24 protein-coding genes and 1 pseudogene are annotated in these 19593 nt (G+C 58.1%); 7 read left to right on the forward strand and 18 right to left on the reverse strand.

Going from position 1 to position 19593, the window contains the following annotated elements; all coding sequences use genetic code 11:
* Positions 1 to 97: 97 nt before the first annotated feature.
* The 7 genes from SHIM_RS08160 to SHIM_RS08190 form a co-directional block, all read right to left on the reverse strand.
* Positions 98 to 907, reverse strand: coding sequence for an ABC transporter permease (locus tag SHIM_RS08160; protein WP_054002147.1), 810 nt, complete (start codon positions 905 to 907; stop codon positions 98 to 100).
* On the reverse strand, positions 904 to 1791 hold the full coding sequence (locus SHIM_RS08165; RefSeq protein WP_054002148.1) for an ABC transporter permease: 888 nt from the start codon (positions 1789 to 1791) through the stop codon (positions 904 to 906). Before SHIM_RS08165 ends, SHIM_RS08160 begins: the two co-directional genes overlap by 4 nt.
* A 102-nt stretch (positions 1792 to 1893) precedes the next feature.
* Positions 1894 to 2616, reverse strand: a complete 723-nt coding sequence (locus SHIM_RS08170; RefSeq protein ID WP_054002149.1) for a transporter substrate-binding domain-containing protein — start codon at positions 2614 to 2616, stop codon at positions 1894 to 1896.
* A gap of 126 nt (positions 2617 to 2742) precedes the next feature.
* Positions 2743 to 3519 (reverse strand): ABC transporter ATP-binding protein, encoded by a 777-nt coding sequence (locus SHIM_RS08175; RefSeq protein ID WP_054002183.1) that lies wholly within the window; start codon positions 3517 to 3519, stop codon positions 2743 to 2745.
* A 127-nt stretch (positions 3520 to 3646) separates the two neighbouring features.
* The gene (locus SHIM_RS08180) at positions 3647 to 4381 is read right to left on the reverse strand and encodes a phosphate/phosphite/phosphonate ABC transporter substrate-binding protein (RefSeq protein WP_054002150.1); all 735 of its coding nucleotides are present in this window, start codon (positions 4379 to 4381) and stop codon (positions 3647 to 3649) included.
* Positions 4378 to 4818: a tellurite resistance TerB family protein gene (locus SHIM_RS08185; protein WP_054002151.1), complete on the reverse strand. Its 441-nt coding sequence runs from the start codon at positions 4816 to 4818 to the stop codon at positions 4378 to 4380. Before SHIM_RS08185 ends, SHIM_RS08180 begins: the two co-directional genes overlap by 4 nt.
* Before the next feature lie 45 nt (positions 4819 to 4863).
* A complete protein-coding gene (locus SHIM_RS08190) occupies positions 4864 to 5556 on the reverse strand; it encodes a helix-turn-helix transcriptional regulator (RefSeq protein ID WP_054002152.1) in 693 nt (230 codons plus the stop codon).
* 109 nt (positions 5557 to 5665) lie between these two features.
* Between SHIM_RS08190 and SHIM_RS08195 the strand changes: the two genes are divergently transcribed.
* Positions 5666 to 6136: an SRPBCC family protein gene (locus SHIM_RS08195; RefSeq protein ID WP_054002153.1), complete on the forward strand. Its 471-nt coding sequence runs from the start codon at positions 5666 to 5668 to the stop codon at positions 6134 to 6136.
* A 31-nt stretch (positions 6137 to 6167) separates the two neighbouring features.
* On the opposite strand, the gene SHIM_RS08200 is transcribed toward SHIM_RS08195, so the two are convergent.
* The 5 genes from SHIM_RS08200 to secG all read right to left on the reverse strand — a co-directional run bounded on the left by SHIM_RS08200 (position 6168) and on the right by secG (position 9626).
* On the reverse strand, positions 6168 to 6593 hold the full coding sequence (locus SHIM_RS08200) for a tellurite resistance TerB family protein (RefSeq protein ID WP_054002154.1): 426 nt from the start codon (positions 6591 to 6593) through the stop codon (positions 6168 to 6170).
* Positions 6590 to 6883: a DUF1330 domain-containing protein gene (locus tag SHIM_RS08205; protein ID WP_054002155.1), complete on the reverse strand. Its 294-nt coding sequence runs from the start codon at positions 6881 to 6883 to the stop codon at positions 6590 to 6592. Before SHIM_RS08205 ends, SHIM_RS08200 begins: the two co-directional genes overlap by 4 nt.
* 49 nt (positions 6884 to 6932) lie before the next feature.
* On the reverse strand, positions 6933 to 7199 hold the full coding sequence (locus SHIM_RS08210) for a hypothetical protein (RefSeq protein WP_054002156.1): 267 nt from the start codon (positions 7197 to 7199) through the stop codon (positions 6933 to 6935).
* A gap of 178 nt (positions 7200 to 7377) precedes the next feature.
* Positions 7378 to 9021, reverse strand: coding sequence for a CTP synthase (locus SHIM_RS08215; protein WP_054002157.1), 1644 nt, complete (start codon positions 9019 to 9021; stop codon positions 7378 to 7380).
* 242 nt (positions 9022 to 9263) lie between these two features.
* A complete protein-coding gene (gene secG, locus SHIM_RS08220) occupies positions 9264 to 9626 on the reverse strand; it encodes a preprotein translocase subunit SecG (RefSeq protein WP_054002158.1) in 363 nt (120 codons plus the stop codon).
* Positions 9627 to 9778: 152 nt separating this feature from the next.
* Between secG and nthA the strand changes: the two genes are divergently transcribed.
* From nthA to SHIM_RS08235, 3 genes are read left to right on the forward strand one after another with little or no spacing between them, the layout of a single operon-like run.
* Positions 9779 to 10393 carry a nitrile hydratase subunit alpha gene (gene nthA / locus SHIM_RS08225; protein ID WP_054002184.1) on the forward strand — a complete coding sequence of 205 codons (615 nt, stop codon included), beginning with the start codon at positions 9779 to 9781 and terminating at the stop codon, positions 10391 to 10393.
* Positions 10390 to 11058: a nitrile hydratase subunit beta gene (nthB, locus tag SHIM_RS08230; RefSeq protein ID WP_054002159.1), complete on the forward strand. Its 669-nt coding sequence runs from the start codon at positions 10390 to 10392 to the stop codon at positions 11056 to 11058. The genes nthA and nthB overlap by 4 nt, the downstream gene beginning before the upstream one ends.
* A complete protein-coding gene (locus SHIM_RS08235; protein ID WP_054002160.1) occupies positions 11055 to 11375 on the forward strand; it encodes a nitrile hydratase accessory protein in 321 nt (106 codons plus the stop codon). Before nthB ends, SHIM_RS08235 begins: the two co-directional genes overlap by 4 nt.
* Positions 11376 to 11449: 74 nt before the next feature.
* Here the strand turns inward: SHIM_RS08235 and SHIM_RS20655 are convergent, their stop codons facing one another.
* Both SHIM_RS20655 and SHIM_RS20660 read right to left on the reverse strand, forming a co-directional pair.
* Positions 11450 to 11647 carry a DUF6524 family protein gene (locus tag SHIM_RS20655; protein ID WP_342585510.1) on the reverse strand — a complete coding sequence of 66 codons (198 nt, stop codon included), beginning with the start codon at positions 11645 to 11647 and terminating at the stop codon, positions 11450 to 11452.
* A 61-nt stretch (positions 11648 to 11708) separates the two neighbouring features.
* Positions 11709 to 11864, reverse strand: a pseudogene (locus SHIM_RS20660) (DUF6524 family protein); the annotation flags it as partial.
* 143 nt (positions 11865 to 12007) lie between these two features.
* Here SHIM_RS20660 and SHIM_RS08245 point away from each other — a divergent pair.
* Positions 12008 to 13321 carry an adenylosuccinate synthase gene (locus SHIM_RS08245; protein ID WP_054002161.1) on the forward strand — a complete coding sequence of 438 codons (1314 nt, stop codon included), beginning with the start codon at positions 12008 to 12010 and terminating at the stop codon, positions 13319 to 13321.
* Between the two features lie 39 nt (positions 13322 to 13360).
* Positions 13361 to 13597: a DUF2842 domain-containing protein gene (locus SHIM_RS08250; RefSeq protein ID WP_054002162.1), complete on the forward strand. Its 237-nt coding sequence runs from the start codon at positions 13361 to 13363 to the stop codon at positions 13595 to 13597.
* Between the two features lie 42 nt (positions 13598 to 13639).
* Here SHIM_RS08250 and SHIM_RS08255 read toward each other — a convergent pair whose 3' ends face one another.
* From SHIM_RS08255 to SHIM_RS08265, 3 genes are all read right to left on the reverse strand, one after another.
* The gene (locus SHIM_RS08255) at positions 13640 to 14551 is read right to left on the reverse strand and encodes a Hint domain-containing protein (RefSeq protein WP_054002163.1); all 912 of its coding nucleotides are present in this window, start codon (positions 14549 to 14551) and stop codon (positions 13640 to 13642) included.
* Positions 14552 to 15052, reverse strand: coding sequence for a toxin-activating lysine-acyltransferase (locus tag SHIM_RS08260; protein ID WP_054002164.1), 501 nt, complete (start codon positions 15050 to 15052; stop codon positions 14552 to 14554).
* Positions 15053 to 15217: 165 nt separating this feature from the next.
* Positions 15218 to 17710 carry a hypothetical protein gene (locus SHIM_RS08265; protein ID WP_193749888.1) on the reverse strand — a complete coding sequence of 831 codons (2493 nt, stop codon included), beginning with the start codon at positions 17708 to 17710 and terminating at the stop codon, positions 15218 to 15220.
* A gap of 139 nt (positions 17711 to 17849) precedes the next feature.
* Between SHIM_RS08265 and SHIM_RS08270 the strand changes: the two genes are divergently transcribed.
* Positions 17850 to 18530: a thiamine diphosphokinase gene (locus SHIM_RS08270; protein ID WP_054002166.1), complete on the forward strand. Its 681-nt coding sequence runs from the start codon at positions 17850 to 17852 to the stop codon at positions 18528 to 18530.
* Here SHIM_RS08270 and SHIM_RS08275 read toward each other — a convergent pair.
* The gene (locus tag SHIM_RS08275; protein ID WP_054002167.1) at positions 18487 to 19410 is read right to left on the reverse strand and encodes a DMT family transporter; all 924 of its coding nucleotides are present in this window, start codon (positions 19408 to 19410) and stop codon (positions 18487 to 18489) included. The genes SHIM_RS08270 and SHIM_RS08275 overlap by 44 nt on opposite strands.
* Positions 19411 to 19593 lie beyond the last annotated feature (183 nt).

Raw genomic sequence — 19593 nt, forward strand, 5'->3', positions numbered from 1 at the left:
CGGAGGTGTGAATTCGCCCCCGACAGGCGCTCCAAAACAGCGCGCGCGCCCTGATAGGGCGCGTGCGGCGTGTTCGTTACACGGATGTGTGGAGCGATCAGCGGATCAGGTTTGGACGCACGCGCAGTTTCGGTCGTGCGGCCTGCGGCAAGTGCCGGTTCAGGCGACGGTTCACCACCCCGAAGATGCCAATGACCACCAGCGTCAGCAGGATGAAGTAGAAGGCCAGAATTGGATAGGGGACAAACGGGTTGAACGTTTTGTCGGCAAAATAGCTGGCGTAGTAGAGCGCGTCACCTTTTTGTCCACGTGCGGGGAAGGCGGAGAAGAACACCAGTGCCGTGGCATGAAACAAGAAGATCGCCTCGTTGGTGTAGGCGGGCCATGCCAGCCGCATCATGGTCGGAAAAATGATACGGCGAAAACGGGACCAACCTGTAAGGCCGTAGGCGTCCGCTGCCTCGGTGTCGCCTTTAGGGATCGAGCGCAGAGCGCCGTAGAAGATCTCGGCGGAATAAGCGGCGGTGTTGAGAAACAACACGATGACCGCGCCAAGCCATGCGGCAGTCAACGGGTCGAAGAAGGCGTAGTTTTTCTTGAGCGACAGGAAGAAAAAATAGGCAAAGAAGAACTGAATGAACAGCGGGCTTCCCCGGAACAGAAAGATGAACAACTCGCTGGGACGGCGATAGATCCAACGGTCCGAGCTTTTGCCCACAGCCAGCGCCACAGCAAAGAAAAAGCCTGTGCAGAGCGCGATCACGCCAAAGTAGATGTTCCAGATCATGCCGGAGCCGATCAGGGTGAATTGCTCGCAAACGGTGAAGTCCGAGCGCGGCAGCAGGCGTTCGCCGTAGCCGATGGCGCGGAACGCATAGTCGGAGATGGTCTGGGCGCAGGACTTCATGCCGAGGTCTCCTTGCGCATGGCTTCACCGCCGGAGGTGGCCTGTCCTTTGTTCAGACGGCGCATCACGCGTTCCAGCACGACCTCGCTGACTTTGGTGAAGCTGAGGTAGAAGATCAGCAGGAAGAGGAAGTACCACATGCGCCAGTCCGGGTGCGGATAGGCGGAGAATTTCGAGGTTTTGGTGCCGCCCAATTCGCGGGCCCAATAGACGATGTCTTCGATGCCAAGAAGGAACAGGAGCGGCGTGGCTTTGATCAGCACCATCCACAGGTTGGACAAGCCGGGCAGGGCAAAGACCCACATTTGCGGCACAAGCACGCGCCAGAAGGTTTGGCGGCGGGTCATGCCGTAAGCTTCGGCGGTTTCCAACTGTGCACGCGGCACAGCCTGCATCCCGCCATAAAGAACGTTGGCGGCAAAGGCGCCAAAGACGATGGCAAAGGTGATGACGGCGAGCAGGAAGCCGTAAAGCTGATGCACATATTCGGGCGAGGTGCCAAGCGGGACCTTGGCTTGTGGGCAGACGAGAAAATCGTTGCCTTGGCGGATCGGGTCAGTCCAGTCAGAGCAGACAATATTGTGTTTGATGAGCTCAAACGACTGATCCAGAGCGATCACGAAAAACAGGAAGAAGGCGATGTCGGGCACGCCGCGCACGATGGCAATATAGCCTTTGCCCAGCCAGCTGACAGGCGCGACGGGGCTGCGGGCAGACATAGCTCCTAGGAAGCCAAAAGACAGCGCGACGGGGGCGGTCACAGCCAGAAGGGCCAGCACCAGCAGGAAAGACTTGTAAAACGACATGTGCACGCCGGTCGTCAGATAGCAGGTGAGCCATCGGAACGTGTCCAGCGTAGAAGGGTCAGTGCAGTAGGAAAACATCGCGGGTGTCTTTGGTTTGGGTGGCGCTGCCCGAATGTGGGCAGGGGCCGGATACAAAAACAGGCCCGCACCGGATGGCGCGGGCCTGAAAGATCAGTCAGATCAGTAAGTGGCAGCGTTTTCGCCGAACCATTCGATGATCAGAGCGTTCAGGGTGCCGTCAGCTTTCATTGAGTCGATGGCTGCGTTGAACTTGGCTTTCAGCTCGCCATCGGATTCACGCAGGCCCATGCCTACGCCACCGCCGAGTGGCACGTCAGCGCCGGCCCAGACCAGTTCACCGCCGGACTCGTCAACCAGTGGTGCCAGATAGTCTTTGTCGGCAAACACGGCGTCCGCTTCGCCGTTGCGCACTGCGGCAACGGTTTCTTCGGGAGTGGCGAATTCGATCAAAGCTGCACCGGATTCAGCGATGTAACCTGCCTGAATGGTGGCTGTCTGCGCCGCAACAACGCCGCCTGCAACGTCAGCGTCCGCGGAGGTGCCAACATATGCGGAATCGGCTGGCGGGATATAGTTCTGAGTGAAGTCGATGACCTCGTCACGTTCGTCGGTGATCGACATGCCAGCGATGATGGTGTCGTAGTTGCCAGAAACGAGGTTCGGGATGATGCTGTCCCAGTCGTTTTTAACCCACTCGCAGGTCAATTCAGCGCGCTTGCACAGCTCGTTGCCCAGAACGATTTCAAAGCCGTCGAGGTTACCCGCGTCGTTGATGAAGTTGTAGGGAGGGTAGGCGCCTTCGGTGCCCATACGCACGGTGTCGGCCATCGCGAAGCCGGCAGTCAGCGCCAGCGCGGCGGTGGAAAGGATCAAATTTTTCATGTTTCACTCCTAGTTGGTTTTTTGTGGTCTCTGCGTGGCACACGTTGGCGCCAAACTGTTGTCAGGTTGCCGTTTTGGCGCGGCAGGTCAAGGCTGCGCCAGTCGGGCGGAGAGGCTTACTCGGCGTCAGCCGTGTACCGTGGCGGACAAAAATCCCTTGAGGCGCTCGCTTTTGGGATTGCCGAAAAGTTCACTTGGCGGACCCTGTTCCTCGACAAGGCCCTGGTGCAGGAACACAACTTTGTCGGAGACATCCGCCGCCAGTTTCATGTCGTGGGTCACGATAAGCATAGTGCGGCCTTCTTCGGCGAGAGCCTTGATCACGCGCACCACTTCTTGTTCCAGCTCGGGATCGAGCGCCGATGTTGGTTCGTCAAACAACAGAGCTTCAGGCTCCATCGCCAGCGCACGGGCAATCGCAGCGCGCTGTTGCTGGCCGCCCGAGAGTTGGGCTGGATAAACGTCGTGTTTGTCCTGAATGCCAACCTTATTGAGATAAGCGTGGGCGGACTCTTCGACTTCGGCGCGGTCTCGGCCCAGCACCGTCAGCGGTGCCTCCATCACGTTTTGCAGGATGGTCATATGAGACCACAGGTTGAACTGTTGAAACACCATCGACAGGTTCGTGCGAATGCGCAGCACCTGTTTGGCGTTTGCAGGGACCCGGTCATGGCCAGCGCCACGCCAGCTGACGGGTTCTCCCTTGAACAGGATGTCGCCTTGCTGGCTGTGTTCCAACAGGTTGGCGCATCGCAGTATCGTGGATTTGCCGGACCCAGAGGAGCCGATCAAAGACACGACGTCACCGCGATTGGCAGTGATGTCGACACCTTTGATGACTTCTAGCTTGCCGTAGGCTTTGTGCAGGTCGCGGATTTCCAGAACGGGCGCGGTTTCGGGCACGTGATCCCCATCAATTCTTGTTGTGACTTGGAGACACAATAGGAATGAAAAATTGCGCAATTGCAACTTGCAAAACGGCACCTTTGCGGCGGGTTCCGTCAATTTGCACGCATTTACGTCCAAATGTTCAAGGTGCGGGCGGAATGGAGACCGCAAGATAGGCCGTCTGACGAATGTCGACGATGTCATGCAAGTGCAGTACGTCGCGGTCTGCGGGGGAGAGATCAAAAATCGCGCGCGATATGGCATTGGCCAACGGCATGGGGTCGCGTTTGAGCGCGGTGATAAAAGGCAGCGCCGGAGTGGGCGTGGTGCGGTCAACCTCAATCAGATCAGCGGCATACTCTTCGTATCGGCGGATCATTTCCCAGCTGAGCGCGTCCAGCGCTGCAAAATCGGTGAAGCCATCCGCCACAGACCGACCCGAATCGACGTGAGAACCGGTTTCACGCAGTTCGCCGATTCGCAGGCCGTTGTCTTGAAAGTGCTGATAGGGCGCGGCCCAACCGGATTGGGAAAGCGGGTCGTTGAAAGCCATCTTGGCGCCATCAAACGCGATGATTGGTTCACCGGCGCGCGAACGATGGGCAACAATGACGGAGTTATAATATCCGGGCTGACAGCCATAAAGGCGATAATCCGGCGTGCCGACCAGTTTCACCCTTCCGTGCAGTTTGGAACGGTAGGGCAGCCCGCAGGTTTGGGAGATCACAAGATCGGGATCCTGCCACATGTCCCAAACATCCCGACCACGGGCCAAGCGTTCGGGACCAAATCCGAGATGGTCGCGCACGGCCTCCCAGAAGCGGTTGTTGGCCTCTGCGGTTTCAGGCCGGTCATACATCGGCAAGGACGCAATCATTTGGTGGCAGCCACCCGTTGACGCGCCAGAGCACTGTCTTTGTCGTTGATGCCCAGCAGATTTGCCGACAGCCGCAATAGCGCGTCTTCTTCGGCGTCGCGTTGTCCGTCAGCCAACGCCACGGACCACATGGCCTCGATCACGGCGATGCGGTCGTCGTGGGCCACGGCGTCCTTGATTGCGCGCGTGAAGCGCACGGTGTCTGGCGCTTCGGCCTCAAGAGCTTCTGAGTCGCGCATGAGAGATTGCGCATCGCTTGGCGCAAGGGCGTAGCGTTCGGTGATAATGCGTTCGATCCGCGCGGCTTCGATACTGCTGTAGTGATTGTCTGCCCGTGCGATGCGCACCAAGAGCGTCGTGAGCGCCAAGCGGGCGTCGGTTTGATCCAGCGGGGCGGGGGCGGGGGCTGTGAGCCGTTTCAAAAAATCTGCGAACATGGTCTGAGATGTAGGCGTGCCTGCGGGTTGGGGCAACTTTTTCTTTCATATCCGGCGTTGTTTCGCAGTGGCGCTCTCCCATCCGGCGATCAGGCTGGCACGGCGGCCGGGATAGGTGTCGGGCAGAACGTACATGTCTGCCACACGATCGGTGCGGAAATGTCGGTAGTCCTGACGGGTTTCACACCAGGCCACGATATAGCGGGCGCCGCTGAGGTAGGCGATTAGCAGCGGCCAAATCGTGCGCTTGGAGGCGGAGCCGGTCTGATCGCGGTACGACAGTTGCAGACGATAGCGGTTGCGGATCGCGTGGCGCAGGCTGGCGCCGTCAAATGCGCTAGGTGGTGGTGTGCCAGTTGCAATCGGGCGGCTGCTGGCGTCCAGAATAACAGGCCGAAGGTCGCCGGGTATGGCCTCTGACAGTTTCGCCACCAGATCACGGGCGGCGGTGGCAAGCGACGGGTCTGCCTGTGCTGCCACAAGGGCGGCGCCAAGCGCTGCGGCTTCCAACTCATCCGCTGTTAGCATCAGGGGCGGCATATCGTATCCGTCTTGTAGGACATAGCCGGTGCCGGCCTCCCCCAGGATAGGCACCCGTTGTGCGGTGAGTTCCGCCATATCGCGATAAAGCGTGCGGAGGGAGACTTCGAGTTCTTCTGCAAGGCGCGCTCCTGTCACAGGCGCCCTCGAGGAACGCAATATCTGGATAATCTGGAACAGCCGTTCGGTGCGACGCATTTTTATCTCCTGCTGACACGCTGCTGACATAACGCTGTCAGCAAGGCAAGGATATCTAAGGCTCAGATACAGTTTGGGAAGGCCGAGTGAGGCCGGGAAGGGAAAGACAATGTTGAAGATCGAGCGGTCATTGGAGATTGAAGCAACGCCAGAGCAAGTCTGGGCAGTGATGGGGCGGTTCATGCACATTGACGCTTTCGCGCCTGAGGTGGCGCGGGTTGAAGCGCTGACAGTTGGCGAGGATCAGGTGGGGTCGCAGCGGCGGTGCCATTTTACAAACGGGCAGGCGTTGGTGGAGACGGTCACAGCGTGGGACGCAGGCCGGGGCTATAGCGTGGCGCTGTCTGAGATGGGATCGATGCCGATGTCGGCGGCCAGTGCGGAGTTGCGGATTGAAGCGGTGGGCAACAAGGCCCGCGTGGTATGGGGATTTGCAGGGAAGATGAAATTTGGCCCGCTTGGTTGGCTGATGGGGCAACTGATGCTGAAGCCGATGATGGGCAAGGTGATTGCTGCCAACCTTGAAGGATTGGCGGGGCGGGTGAGCAAGGCCCCCAAAGCAGTGAGCGCGGTCGCCTGATTTCTGAGCACGTGACCCGTCAGCCTCGCGGTCAATCGTCCGCGGGGCTATCTTCGGGTTTGATCCCCAGCATGGCTTCAATTTCGTGCAAGCTGGTGAGTTCGGCCGTAACGCGGGCGCCGTCAGCGATGATCACCTGCCAGAGCTGCTGTGCGACCTCGAGGCGGTGCGGGTAGTCAATGTGCTCGCGGATCATCAGGGCAAAATCAGGTGTGCCCGGCGCGGCGGCTTCGAGTTTCTCGCATGTTGCCCGCATCTTGGCGGATTGCACGGCGTTCAGGCCAAAGGCGGCCCCGAGGATGCGGTCGATCTCGCCAATTTCCATCGCGTGATAATTGTTGTCGGACTTGGCCACGCGCACCATGAGCGCGCCAAGGGCGAGTTTTTCGTCCAGTTCAGGCAACTCTTGCTGTGCGGGTTTGTTTTTCAGACGCTCAAGCAGGCTGTCCCAGATCATGGTTCGTACCCTTCGACGATGACCAGATCGCTGGTGGCGACAGCGGAGCGCAGTTTGATTGCGGCTTGATAATCCGCGCTTTGGTAGCAATCGAGCGCGGCCTGATACGTTGGGAATTCGATCAGGACATTGCGCGAGCGCGACCCGCCTTCGGGGTTTTCAAACTGTCCGGCGCGGACCAGAAATTTGGCACCATAATCGGCAAATGGTTTTGCATTGGCTGCCACGTATTTTTTGTATTGCTCCATGTCATCGACGTCGACGCGTGCGATCCAATAGCCCTTGGCCATGAGTGTAATCCTTCCTGAGCGTTTTTCTTTTTGGTCAAGGTGCCGAAGGTCACGCGCCTTGGCAACCTTTGTCAGAGAGTTTGATGCCTTCAAATTCGTGCATCTCGACCAAGCCGTCCGGTATCCAGCTGAGGAAAACGATACGGGTCTCATCCATTGGGGAGCCGCGTTGGGGCAGGATTTCGTCAGCCTCTACCGAGGTCATCTGGCAGCCGTTGGCGCGGATAAGTTTCATGAGGAGGTCCGCACGCTCGGGTTGGTTGGCGATAAGCGGCGTTGCAATGAGGGTGGCGGCTGCGAAAACGCGCAAAAGCATAAACAAAATCCTTGGTTCAAATGATCTTGTTTCAGCGTTGGCGAAGTGGTGATTCTAGTCAATCCGGGATTGGGGGGAAGATTGCAGACTTCGGATCAGAGCTGACATTTCATCCCAAAAATAAAAACGCCCGACCAACCGGCCAGGCGTTCAAAACAACAAATTGTCTTGGTGCGGATTAGACGAGACGCGAATTGTCTTTCGCGGCGCGCACAAAATCGCGGAACAGTGGGTGGGGGTCAAAAGGCTTGGATTTGAGCTCCGGATGGAACTGCACGCCAATAAACCACGGGTGATCTGCCCATTCCACGATCTCCGGCAGACGACCATCCGGACTCATGCCGGTGAATTTCAGGCCACAATCTTCGAGCTTTTGACGGTATTTGATGTCCACCTCATAACGGTGGCGGTGCCGTTCTTCGATCGCGAGACCACCATAGACATCAGCCACTTTGGAGCCTTCTATCAAGGTCGCGTCATACGCACCCAGACGCATGGTGCCACCCTTGTCGTCGGACGCCTTGCGTTTGACTTTGGCGTTGCCCTGCACCCATTCCTTGAGGTGATAGACCACCGGCTCAAAGCGGGTTTTTCCAGCCTCGTGGTCAAATTCCTCGGACCCTGCGTCGGCGATGCCTGCGACATTGCGGGCGGCCTCGATCACGGCCATTTGCATGCCAAGGCAGATGCCGAGATAAGGAATCTTGTGCTCGCGCGCATATTGCGCGGCTTTGATTTTGCCTTCGGTGCCGCGCTCGCCAAAGCCGCCGGGCACCAGAATGGCGTCATAGCCTTCCAGATACGGCGCGGCGTCGCCTTTGTCGAACACTTCAGCATCCACCCAGTTGACGTTGACTTTGACACGGTTGGCCATGCCACCGTGCGTCAACGCTTCTTTGATGGACTTATACGCGTCCTCAAGCTGTGTGTATTTGCCGACGATGGCCACGTTCACGTTGCCATCGGTGTTGTGAATGCGGTCGTTCACATCCTGCCAGACCTTGAGATCGGGGCGCGGGGCGGGGGCGATATCAAAAGCATCCAGCACGGCCTGATCTAGCCCTTCGCGGTGGTAAGCCAGCGGTGCTTCGTAGATCGACTTGAGGTCATAAGCTGCTACGACATGCTCTTTGCGCACGTTGCAGAACAGGGCGATTTTGTTGCGCTCTTTATCGGGAATTGGCTGCTCGGAGCGGCAAACCAGAACGTCAGGTGCAATACCGATGGATTGCAGTTCCTTGACGGAGTGCTGGGTCGGTTTGGTTTTCAGCTCACCGGAGGCCGCAAGATAGGGCAGCAAAGTCAGGTGCATAAAAATGCACTGGCCGCGCGGTTTGTCATGCGAAAACTGACGGATCGCTTCAAAGAAAGGCAGGCCTTCGATGTCACCCACGGTGCCGCCGATTTCGCAGAGCATAAAGTCGACTTCGTCGTCGCCCACATGCAGGAATTCTTTGATTTCATTGGTGACGTGCGGAACCACCTGAATGGTTTTCCCCAGATAGTCGCCCCGGCGTTCGTTTTCCAAAACGTTGGAATAAATCCGGCCCGAAGAAACGGAATCGGTCATCCGCGCAGGCACGCCGGTGAACCGTTCATAGTGGCCAAGGTCGAGATCAGTTTCTGCACCGTCATCGGTCACAAAAACTTCGCCATGCTCAAAGGGCGACATCGTGCCAGGGTCAACGTTCAGGTAAGGGTCGAGCTTGCGCAGTCGCACAGTATACCCCCGTGCCTGAAGCAATGCGCCCAATGCTGCTGACGCCAGACCTTTGCCCAGAGACGAAACAACTCCACCAGTAATGAATATATAGCGTGCCATGCCTGTGGCATCTCCCGTGATTTTTAGACGTGCCTGTCAATGTATGAAGCGCCCGGAACAGAAGATTCTGACCATGCATCACGGGCTTTGAGTCATAAAGGATTCGCAGCAATTTGGCAACCAGATCGCAAGATGCTGTTGCGAACGGCTTTGGTGCCTCAAGCTGTAGTGAATGCCCGCAGGGGGCAAAAATTCAGGCAGTCCAAAAGGACCGCCTAAATTTCTTTGGGATTGTTACCCGGTCAGTCGGCGCGTGGCACCAGCGGCGCGTCACCTTCGGCCGGGGGCAGCAGTGAGTCGCCGCTTGGCAGCGTCGCGTCGGTTTCTTCCGCTGCAGGGGCGGAGGTGCCAAGCCGATCAAAGACCGAGCTGGAAGACGAATTCTGAGCCGCAATCACAGTCAGCGCAATCGAGGTGCAGATGAATGCGCCGGCAAGCACCCAAGTGACTTTGCCCAGAGCTGTTGCCGCTGCGCGGCCTGTCATGGCTCCGCCGCCGCCGCCGCTGCCCATGCCAAGGCCACCGCCTTCGGAACGTTGCATCAGAACGACCCCGATCAGGGCCAGAGCGAGAAGAAGGTGGATGATAAGGACAACGTTTTCCATTGGGACCTGTCATGCAAGCGTTCAGATTGTTAGCGCGCTATGTAGGCAAGTTTTGCGCGGGGGGCAAGGATGTTTCCTGCGCATTTGTGACGGGGCATGAAATGCCGCTCGCGGGGTGGACATGGGCCGCGTGCCTCTGGCAGGGTCACGTCATGCCACATGACCATGATCACCCACATGCCCATCTGCCATCAGACCCTGCGTTGCGGGTCAAGGCGCTCGAAACCATTTTGACAGAAAAAGGCCTGGTGGATCCGGCTGCGTTGGATGAGATCGTCGACACCTATCAAAACCGCATCGGGCCCAAAAATGGCGCATCGGTTGTGGCCAAGATGTGGGCAGATCCGGCGTTTCGCGAAGAAATGCTGACCGATCCGATGCCGCGACTCAAAGAGATGGCGCTTTATGGACGGCAGGGCGAGCACATGGTGTTTGTCGAGAATACTGCGGAGGTGCACAACCTCGTGGTTTGCACTCTTTGCAGCTGTTATCCGTGGCCGCTTTTGGGCATTCCGCCAGGGTGGTACAAATCGGACGCGTATCGGGCACGGTCCGTGCGTGAGCCGCGCAAAGTGCTTTCAGAGTTTGGCGTGACTTTGAGCGCGGGGCAAAAGGTACGGGTTTGGGATTCGACTGCTGAGGTTCGCTATTTGGTGGTGCCGAGGCGCCCCGCGGGTGCGGAGGGTCTTTCGCAGGAGGCGCTGGCGGACCTGGTGACACGCGACAGCATGATCGGGACCGGTTTGGCACGGGAGCCCGGCGCATGAGCCGTATTCACGACATGGGCGGGCGGTTTGGCACCGGCGCCGTTGATCCCGACGACAACGCAACCTTTGCCAAGACGTGGCACGAACGGGCCTTGGCGCTGAACTTGGCGTGCGGGGCTTTGGGGCAATGGAATATTGATGCCTCGCGTCATGCACGTGAATGCCTTTCGGCTGCGGATTATGCTGGGTTTTCCTATTACGAAAAGTGGCTGGGCGGTCTCACAGACAGCCTTGTGGCCAAAGGCGTGCTGACGCTTGAAGAATTGGACGCCGGACGCGGAGACGGGGTGTCGCCGCTGACAGGGCGGGCGTTGAAAGCGGAAAATGTGGCGCCAGCTCTGGCCGCCGGCAGTCCTTATACAAGAGATACGGATGCAGCGATGTTTGCCGTCGGCGACCGCGTGCAGGTGCGGCGTCCGGCACGCAATGTGGCGGTGTCCGGTGGGCACACGCGCCTGCCTGCTTATGCCGCCGGCGCGGTTGGGGTCATTGAATTGTTGCACGGCGCGCATGTGTTTCCAGACAGCAACGCGCACGGGCTTGGAGAAGCGCCCGAGCCGTTATACGCGGTGCGCTTCGCCGCGCGTGCGCTTTGGGGCAATGAGGCCGAAGCCGACGACGAGATGGTGTTGGACCTGTGGCAGAGCTATCTGGAGCCGGCATGAGCGTCTGCCCCGAACCCGCATTCGAAGCGCCGTGGCACGCACAGGTGTTTGCCTTGACCGTGGCGATGAACGAAGCCGGGCATTTCAGCTGGACGGAGTGGGCGGAGATTTTTGGTGCGACGCTAAAGGCCCACGGATTGGCGCGGGAACTCGATGGCGGCGAAGATTACTTTAATGCCTGGCTTGCGGCGCTTGAAACGCTGTTGCGCGGTCGAGATCTGGCAAAACCAGAGGCGATTGAGACTATGCGCGACGCTTGGAAACAAGCCTATCTGTCGACGCCACATGGCGATCCGGTAAAACTCGTACGGCTTTAAGAGGCTTTTTTTGTTCCCTAAATACCTCGGGGTGGCCACGGCATGCCGTGGCAGGGGCAGCGCCCCTGATGCGCTTAGCTGTCGACTTCGTCTACGTCCAGCTGGCCAGACAGCATCCGCCGCACGTGACTCCACCCCATGCCGATTCCCAGCACAATCGACAGCGCCAGTATCGCGATCCATGTATTCACGTCGGTGTTGTCGAGGCTGAGCATTTTCCAGTCGTAAAGCACCCAAGCAAGTGCTGCGACCACAGAAAGTACCAACATCATGAGAAAGTACCAACATCATGCCAAAGCCACCAATCGAGCGCAGCGTCGCGCGCAGATAGATAATGTAGCCAATCACGAGCAACAGCCCCAACAGTACAGTCAGAGGCAATTCCTCGACATAATTTACGCTGCCCCACTGGACATAGTTGTACTGAGTTGGATTGAAGGTCAGCGCCAGCAACAGGAAGGCGAAGACCCACCGTATCAATAGCCCCATGAAAGCCCCTCGATGTGCCCTTTTTCGGGCATGCTTGCGCAATTTCCTGCACTCTGTCCAGCCTTCGGGTCACTTTGCGGTTTTAAGCGCCGCTTAACGTGGCTAAAAGGGCGCGGGTTTGATCTCTGTGTAAAGGACCGGATATGGCCAATGTTGTCGTCGTAGGCGCCCAGTGGGGCGACGAAGGAAAAGGCAAAATCGTGGATTGGCTTAGCGAGCGCGCTGATGTCATCGCGCGCTTTCAAGGCGGCCACAACGCGGGCCACACGCTGGTGATTGATGGCAAAGTCTACAAGCTACACGCGCTGCCAAGCGGTGTTGTGCGTGGCGGTAAGCTTTCGGTGATCGGTAACGGGGTTGTTTTGGACCCATGGCACCTGCTGAACGAAATCGAAACCGTGCGGGCCCAAGGCGTCGAAATCACGCCTGAGACATTGATGATTGCTGAAAACACACCGCTCATTCTGCCGCTGCACGGCGAATTGGATCGCGCCCGTGAAGAAGCCGCCTCCAAAGGCACCAAGATTGGTACGACAGGTCGCGGCATTGGCCCAGCCTATGAGGACAAGGTTGGCCGTCGCGCGGTGCGTGTCGCTGATCTGGCGGATCACGCCACGCTTGAGGCCCGCGTCGACCGCGCGTTGCAGCACCATGATCCACTGCGCAAAGGTTTGGGTGTTGAGGCGATTGACCGCGATGCATTGGTGGCAAAACTCAAAGAGGTCGCCAAAGAAATTCTGCCTTTTGCCGCGCCGGTTTGGAAAGTGCTTAACGAAAAGCGCAAAGCTGGCAAACGAATCTTGTTTGAAGGTGCGCAAGGCGCGTTGCTCGACATTGATTTTGGCACCTATCCGTTTGTGACCAGCTCCAACGTGATTGCAGGGCAGGCCGCGACCGGTGTGGGCATTGGCCCGGGATCGATTGATTACGTTTTGGGCATTGTCAAAGCCTATACAACCCGTGTGGGTGAAGGCCCGTTCCCGACCGAATTGTTGAACGCAGATGGCACGCCGGATGTGGATGGCGAGCGTCTTGGCACGCGTGGCCATGAATTTGGCACCACCACAGGCCGGCAGCGTCGGTGCGGCTGGTTTGATGCGGCTTTGGTGCGTCAGACTTGTGCCACGTCCGGCATCAAGGGCATCTGCCTGACCAAGCTTGATGTGCTGGACGGGTTTGAGACACTCAAAATCTGTGTGGCTTATGATCTAGACGGCGAACGTTTGGATTATCTGCCGACCGCAGCCGATCAGCAGGCCCGCTGTAAGCCGATCTATGAGGAAGTGCCGGGGTGGTCTGAGACCACTGAAGGCGCGCGCAGCTGGAACGATCTTCCTGCCAATGCGGTGAAATACGTGCGGCGCGTCGAAGAGTTGATTGAGTGTCCGGTGGCCCTGTTGTCGACCAGCCCTGAGCGTGAAGACACGATCTTGGTCACGGATCCCTTTGCTGACTGATCCCGAAGACAGAGCAATCCGAGGAAAAGGAGACCACCAATGGCGTTAAGTTACAAAGCCCGCAGACGCTGGGCATTGGTCATCCTTGTGGTTGGTCTGCCCGTCTACATCCTTGTGGCCAGCGTGTTGGCGACATGGCTGAATCCAAGTTCGTTTCTGGTGACGCTCGGCTTGTATGTCGGGTTGGGCATCGTTTGGGTTTTGCCGTTTAAGTCGATCTTTATGGGCATTGGTCAGGCCGATCCGGATGCGCCACCTGAAGACGACGTCTATTGATCCCAATCGGATCTTTCGGGTGAAATTTTGGGGACTCCGGCGTTAGCCGCCGGGAAAAAGATTCCGTATCACGCTGCCTTCGTATCTGCGCAGGATCTGGCGGGCTGGCTGTCCATAGCTCTCCGGCAAGGACCGCAGATCAGGGAAGATCGCAAACAGCTCCTCGCGCGCCTGTTCTTCGAAGCGGTCCAACCCGACATTGCCCGGAAAGAAGCTTTCGCTGGCCATGCCGTTTCCGGTGACAATCTGGTGGCGGTCAAAAAACAGATGCACATAGCGCACAATGCCTGCGTCGACCTGTGTGATTTGATCGCCATTTTCGAGATGGCGCGCGGCGCACAGCACTTCGGATTTTCCAAACAGCAGCGCTGTGTTGGGGCCGCTGACCAGGAGCCGGTGCATCGGGGACACCAGCAAGTCGCGATCCGGAACGCCCGGACCAAACGCGTCCGCACGAATGCGCACCGGACGCAGGTTTGCGAGGTCGTCACCTGCCGACGTGTCAACGGTGCTAGTCCCGATCCATTTGATGCGTTGCGGACCGGCGTCGCGGGTCAGGACGAGGTCGCCAATGGTCAGGGTTTCCACGGCGCGTGGACCCAAGGCGGTTTCAATCAAAGTTCCCGCAACAAAACAGGGCGGATCGGTGGTGCCATTGATAGTTATGGTTATGGTTGTGGTGCCGCCCGTCGACGTCACTGTGAACACTTCGGTGAGCGTGTCACCGTTGTTGAGCGCCGCAATCGACGGGTGGTCGTTGAGCGCCGTGTAGGTCCAATTGCCATTGTCGTCGATCACCAAGGCGCTGCCATACGCGCCGGTGATGGTTTCGGCCGTCCATGCGCCAGCGTCATTTCCGAACCAGAAATCCACGTCGCCGGATGTACTGAGATAACCGCCGGACACACCTGTATCTTCGGTGACCTCGCCGGTGTCAGGCAGTGGAAAACCCATTTAGTCTCCTCCCATCCAGTCAGAGCCGTGCCACGTGGCGACCTGCGTGCCATGGCGGGCCAAAACATCGCCGCGCACAACTTTACGCAGGGTGCCATGTTGATCGATGCGCGCGAACCAAAACGGTTCGTCGGGCGGCGAACGCGCAATGGTGCGCGCCACAACGCGGGCGTGCCCAAAAGGAGCAATCAGATCAAGAAACCAAAGCGTATTGCCGCTGCTCCACTCTGCCTCCGAAGGGAGAATGCCATCCCGCAGCAGACGATCACTGACCTCGTCGCTTAGCCGCGCCCAAATCAAGGCGGCAGCGGTTTTGCCATGCTCGTTCTCAAAAAATCGCACGCAGCCATTGTTCAGCGCCGGATAAAAAATCCGGGCCAATGCCAAGGCAGGCATCTTCTGGTGCAGCGGGCAAAAACTGGCAAGAAACTGCAGCTTGCCTATGGCAAGAAGTTCAGAGTCTGTCGGCCCGGCTGCACGTGAATTTCCGTGCTGGGACATGCTGCGCGTCCACCTCAATGGTCCCCGTGTATCCGAGGTTGTCCTGACGGTAGCCAGAAGCGGGTCGAAAGTCAAAGCAGGAGCGGTGTGATGCAACCTTTCCAGAAATGCAAAAAGCCCGGCGCAATGGCCGGGCTTTTGTCTTGGAATGAAGTCCGCGGTGCATCAGCTTGCGGCACGATCCTGTGGTTTGAAGTTGATGCTTTCGTCAGCAGTAAAACGACCACCGGCAATCTTGCGGATTTTTTGGTCGCGCAGAAGTTGGCCAAAGCTGCGCAGGCCTTCTTCGCGGGAGAACTCTGCCTCGTTGATGTCACGCGCCATGCGCATGAGCATCGGACGGGAGAAGCGCTCCTGACCTTTGACAAAGGTCACATAAGCCGCCGCTGCTTCTAGAATTTGCGGCATGGTGGCGGCGCCAACTGTCTGGGCATAGTCGGCAAAGCCGCCTTGCACAGCAGAAACTGACCCGACCGGGGCAACAGTCCGCGCGATTTCTTCGCGGTCTTTCCGGTCGGTGGACACCCGGCGCGGGCGAACAGGAACGCGCCGTGGTGCCTTTTTCTCTTCAGCAGCAGGTGCATCCTGAGTTGCGGGAGGTGTTTCTGCCTCGGCCTCAGGAGCTTTCTCGGAAGTATCGATGCGCTGTTCTGCCACAAGTTTGAGCGGAGCAGCGGCGCCGCGCGGCTTGGACGTTGCGGATTGGGAGGCGTCTTTGCCACCGGGAACCGCGCGCACAACGCTCGCCAGATCGTCGCGATAAACCGCTGTGGTGTCTTTGTTACCGGTGAGGCCACCGGCGGCTTTTTCAGCGCGGGTTGCAGCAACGGCAGCGCGCAGATGTGCGATGGCGCGGCGACGGCGTGAGCCTTCGGGCTCTTTCATTTCGCTGTTGGCTTTGGCCATCAGACGGGACAAATCCGGCTCACCATGTGCGGCGCCTGCCGTGTTGGCATCTTCCGGGTCAGCCTCAAGAGCGGGTGTTTCGGAGGCGTCTTCAACGTCGTCTTCAACGTCATCAGCGAAGTCATCGTCCAAATCGTCCAGATCTTCAGCCATGGTTTCGACTGGGTCTTCGGCAACGGGTGCGCTTTGGGGGGAGGTTTCACCTTTCAGCTCGGCTTCAACCTGTGCCAACTCAGCCATCAGGTCAGCTTCGTCTTCTGGCGTCAGCGTTGTATCAGCGGCGGCGTTGATGTCGGCCGGTGCAACGTCTTCGGCAAAGATGTCATCGCCATCCTCGTCTTCCAAAGTCTCGTTGTCGTCGACCGGTTCCGCTTCAAGTAGGCCAGAGGCCACGGCCTCTTCGAAGTCCGCTTTTTTCATGCGGACGACGCGTGCGCGCAGCGTTGGTTTGCTGTCTGCCTCGGTTGGTTGCTCAGGTGTTTCGTCAATAATGTCGTTGGCGGTCACATCTTGGATGTCGTCGCCTACGTTATCAAAAGCCGCCGCAATAGAATTGTCGGGTTCAGCGATATCTCGTGCGTGCTCGTCCTCAGAAAAGCCGTCCTCGTCAGCCTCATGGCTGCCGCGCGCAACCACGGCGCGGATACGGTCGAGTTTGGCAGCAATTGAGTTCTCGGCGTAGTCGGTATCAACTGCGTCCTCGTCGTCGTCCCAGTCTTCTGCGTCGGCGTCGACAACAGGCGGGAGAACTTCGATGTCGGCGGCGACTTCTACTGGTGCGTCGTCGAACTCTGCTGTGGTAATGTCTTCGTCGGCCATGGCGGCTTTGATGCTGTCTTGCAGGACCAATACGTCCGACGCGGCGAACGCATCAAAGCTGACGTCCTCCAAAGCTTCGGCGGCGTCTTCGACATCATCGTCGATAGCGGTCTCGTCAACGTGTACGTCTTCTGAAGTTGCAGCAACAATCGCGCCGATATCGAACATGTCGTCGTCGTCTTCATCCGAGGACGCGTCAGACATATCACCGTCGATTTCCGGGGCGGCGTCGTCAACATTCAGTTCTTCTTTGGATGCGTCTGCAATCGCGCCCGTATCAAGCACGTTTTCGATGTCATCAGACGCGATCTCGTCAGGATTTACGAGATCGCCTTCATCTTCTTCTTGAGCCTCGTCGACCGCGATGCTGTCCTCAGAGACTTGGGCAACCTCTTCGATGTCATCTTCGACCAACTGTTGGGCTTCCGCTTCGGACGGATCCTCGGCCATGGCCTCTTGTGCGGTTTCTTCGATCAGTTCCTCTTGAACCAGTGCATCGACGGAAACCTGTGTCTCGGCCTCGACGTGTGGCGTCGCATCTGCGTCAGCGGTGTCTTCGGAAACGGCGTCATCAGAGGCTTCATCTTCGTCTACGGAAGTCGAGACATCTTGCACAGTTTCTTGCGCAGGGTCATTTGATGGAGTTTCCTGATCGGGTTGCGGCGCTGGGTCGGCAGCGTCGGTGGCGCGCAAAACGATGGCACCATGATCCATGCGCGCGCTGACGCGGCGTTCGATTTCACGCTCGGCGATCCGTGCCAGCATCTCGGCATCGGGGGTCGGGGGCTCGGCTCCGAAGTAACGATCGTCAGAGGCAAGATCGCGGAAATATTCCGCAATCGCCTTCATCGTATCAAAAGAGTCCTCGAACCCCTCAAGGGTACACGAGAAAGTCCCGTAAGAAACCGTAAGCACTTTGTTATTTGTAACCATTTAATTCGGGTCCTTTGCACTGCTCGACTATCTCTTTACCACGACAGGAAAGTCGAAACGTGACCGATTCTGTGCAACGCAGGGTATCATTTTGGGGCCAAAATGTGGCGTGGCAAACAAGTTGGGGTAAAACAGGGCTATGACAATCATTGTAAAAAGCGCGGAACCAATGACCCTTGTGGGCGCCGGTTCGTTAACCAATTTGGATGTGATACAGGCCAGAAATCTGGCACCGGACGTGGTGGCAGCCGACGGTGGGGCGGCGCATTGTTTGTCATTCGGCCTTGTTCCGGAGGCCGTGATCGGGGATTTTGACTCGTTGACTGAGGACGTTCGTGCAGCGTTTCCCGCTCACAAGCTGCATCAGATCACCGAGCAGGAAACCACAGACTTTGACAAAGCGTTGCGGTCTGTTGATGCACCTTTGATTGTCGGGATTGGGTTTGGCGGCGCGCGGGTGGATCATCATCTGGCGGCCTTTAACACCTTGGTGCGGCAGGCGAACCGGCGCTGTCTGCTGTTAGGGGGGGAAGATCTGGTTTTTGCTGCGCCGCCTGATCTAACGTTAAAAGTTGCCGCTGGAACGCGGGTGTCGCTGTTTCCAATGGCGCGCGTGAGCGGTCAGTCAGACGGGCTTATGTGGCCAATCGATGGACTCGAGTTGGCGCCGGATCGGCGGATCGGGACCTCTAACACCGCGCTGGGAGACGTGCGGTTGCGCATGGATGCTCCGGGTATGTTGGTGATCCTTCCACGTGCGTGTTTGGCTGAGGCGGTCAGGGCGCTTCTTGCGGCTGACGCAACATGGCCCGTTCTCTGAACACGATATAAAGCCCCGCGCCCATGGTGATGCAGATTCCAAGCGCGGCCAGCCCGTTTGGCAAGTCATTGAAGACAACCCATCCCACCAACGCGGCCAACGGGATTTCGATGTATTGCATAGGCGCGAGCGTTGTGGACGGCGCATAGCGTAACGACCACGTCATAAAGAGGTGTGCGACAGTGCCAGCGATCCCGATGGCCAGAAGCAGCCAGATCACGTTGCCTTGCGGCACAATGAGGTCAAGGTCGGCAATTCCGGTGGATGGGCCAAGCCAAAGCAGGGGGGCGAGCAGCACACAGGCGATTACACCTGAGACCGCCTGAAGTGAGATGGGGTCGATGTCTTTGGCAATCTTGCGGGTGAGCAGCATGAAGAACGCAAAGATAAAGGCGACTGCGAGTGGCAGGAGCGCGGGTGCGCCAACTTTGGCAAAGCTGGGTTGGATCACCAATAGCGTGCCAATAAAACCGACGATGCAAGCAAGGATGCGGCGCAGGCCGACGTCTTCGTGCAGGATGTATTTGCCCAAAACCAACATGACGAACGGCATAACGAAGGCGATCGCAACCGCGTCCGCCAGTGGCAGATACCGCAGCGCGGTAAACATGCAGCCAATGCCCAGAATGTGCAGAACAGTGCGCAAGAACACAAGATGCAGAACGCGGGACGGCATGCGCCAGTGCCGTTTGGTGGCGATCACGATGGGGATCAAAATGGCCGCCTGCACGACAAACCGCACAGCCACCAATTGGGCCATCGGCATTTGTGTGGAAAGCAGTTTGGCTAACGCATCCCCAATGGGGGCCATAACGCAAAACCCCAGCATCAACAAAATACCAAGCAGTGGGCGGTCCTGTGTGGATGAATGTTCGTTCATTCAGGCAGGCTAGGCATGGGTTAGGCGAATGGCAATCAGGTTCGTGCAAAAAAGCGGGCCAGCGACTACGCCGGCCCGACAAGGAGTGGGTTCAGACAAATTGGAATGCCCGAACCAGGGAATTAGGTGTTCATTCTATTATCGATGAGGTCTTCGACGACGGAGGGGTCTGCGAGTGTTGAG

It is taken from the genome of Shimia sp. SK013 (genome assembly GCF_001292625.1).
Taxonomy (GTDB): domain Bacteria; phylum Pseudomonadota; class Alphaproteobacteria; order Rhodobacterales; family Rhodobacteraceae; genus Shimia.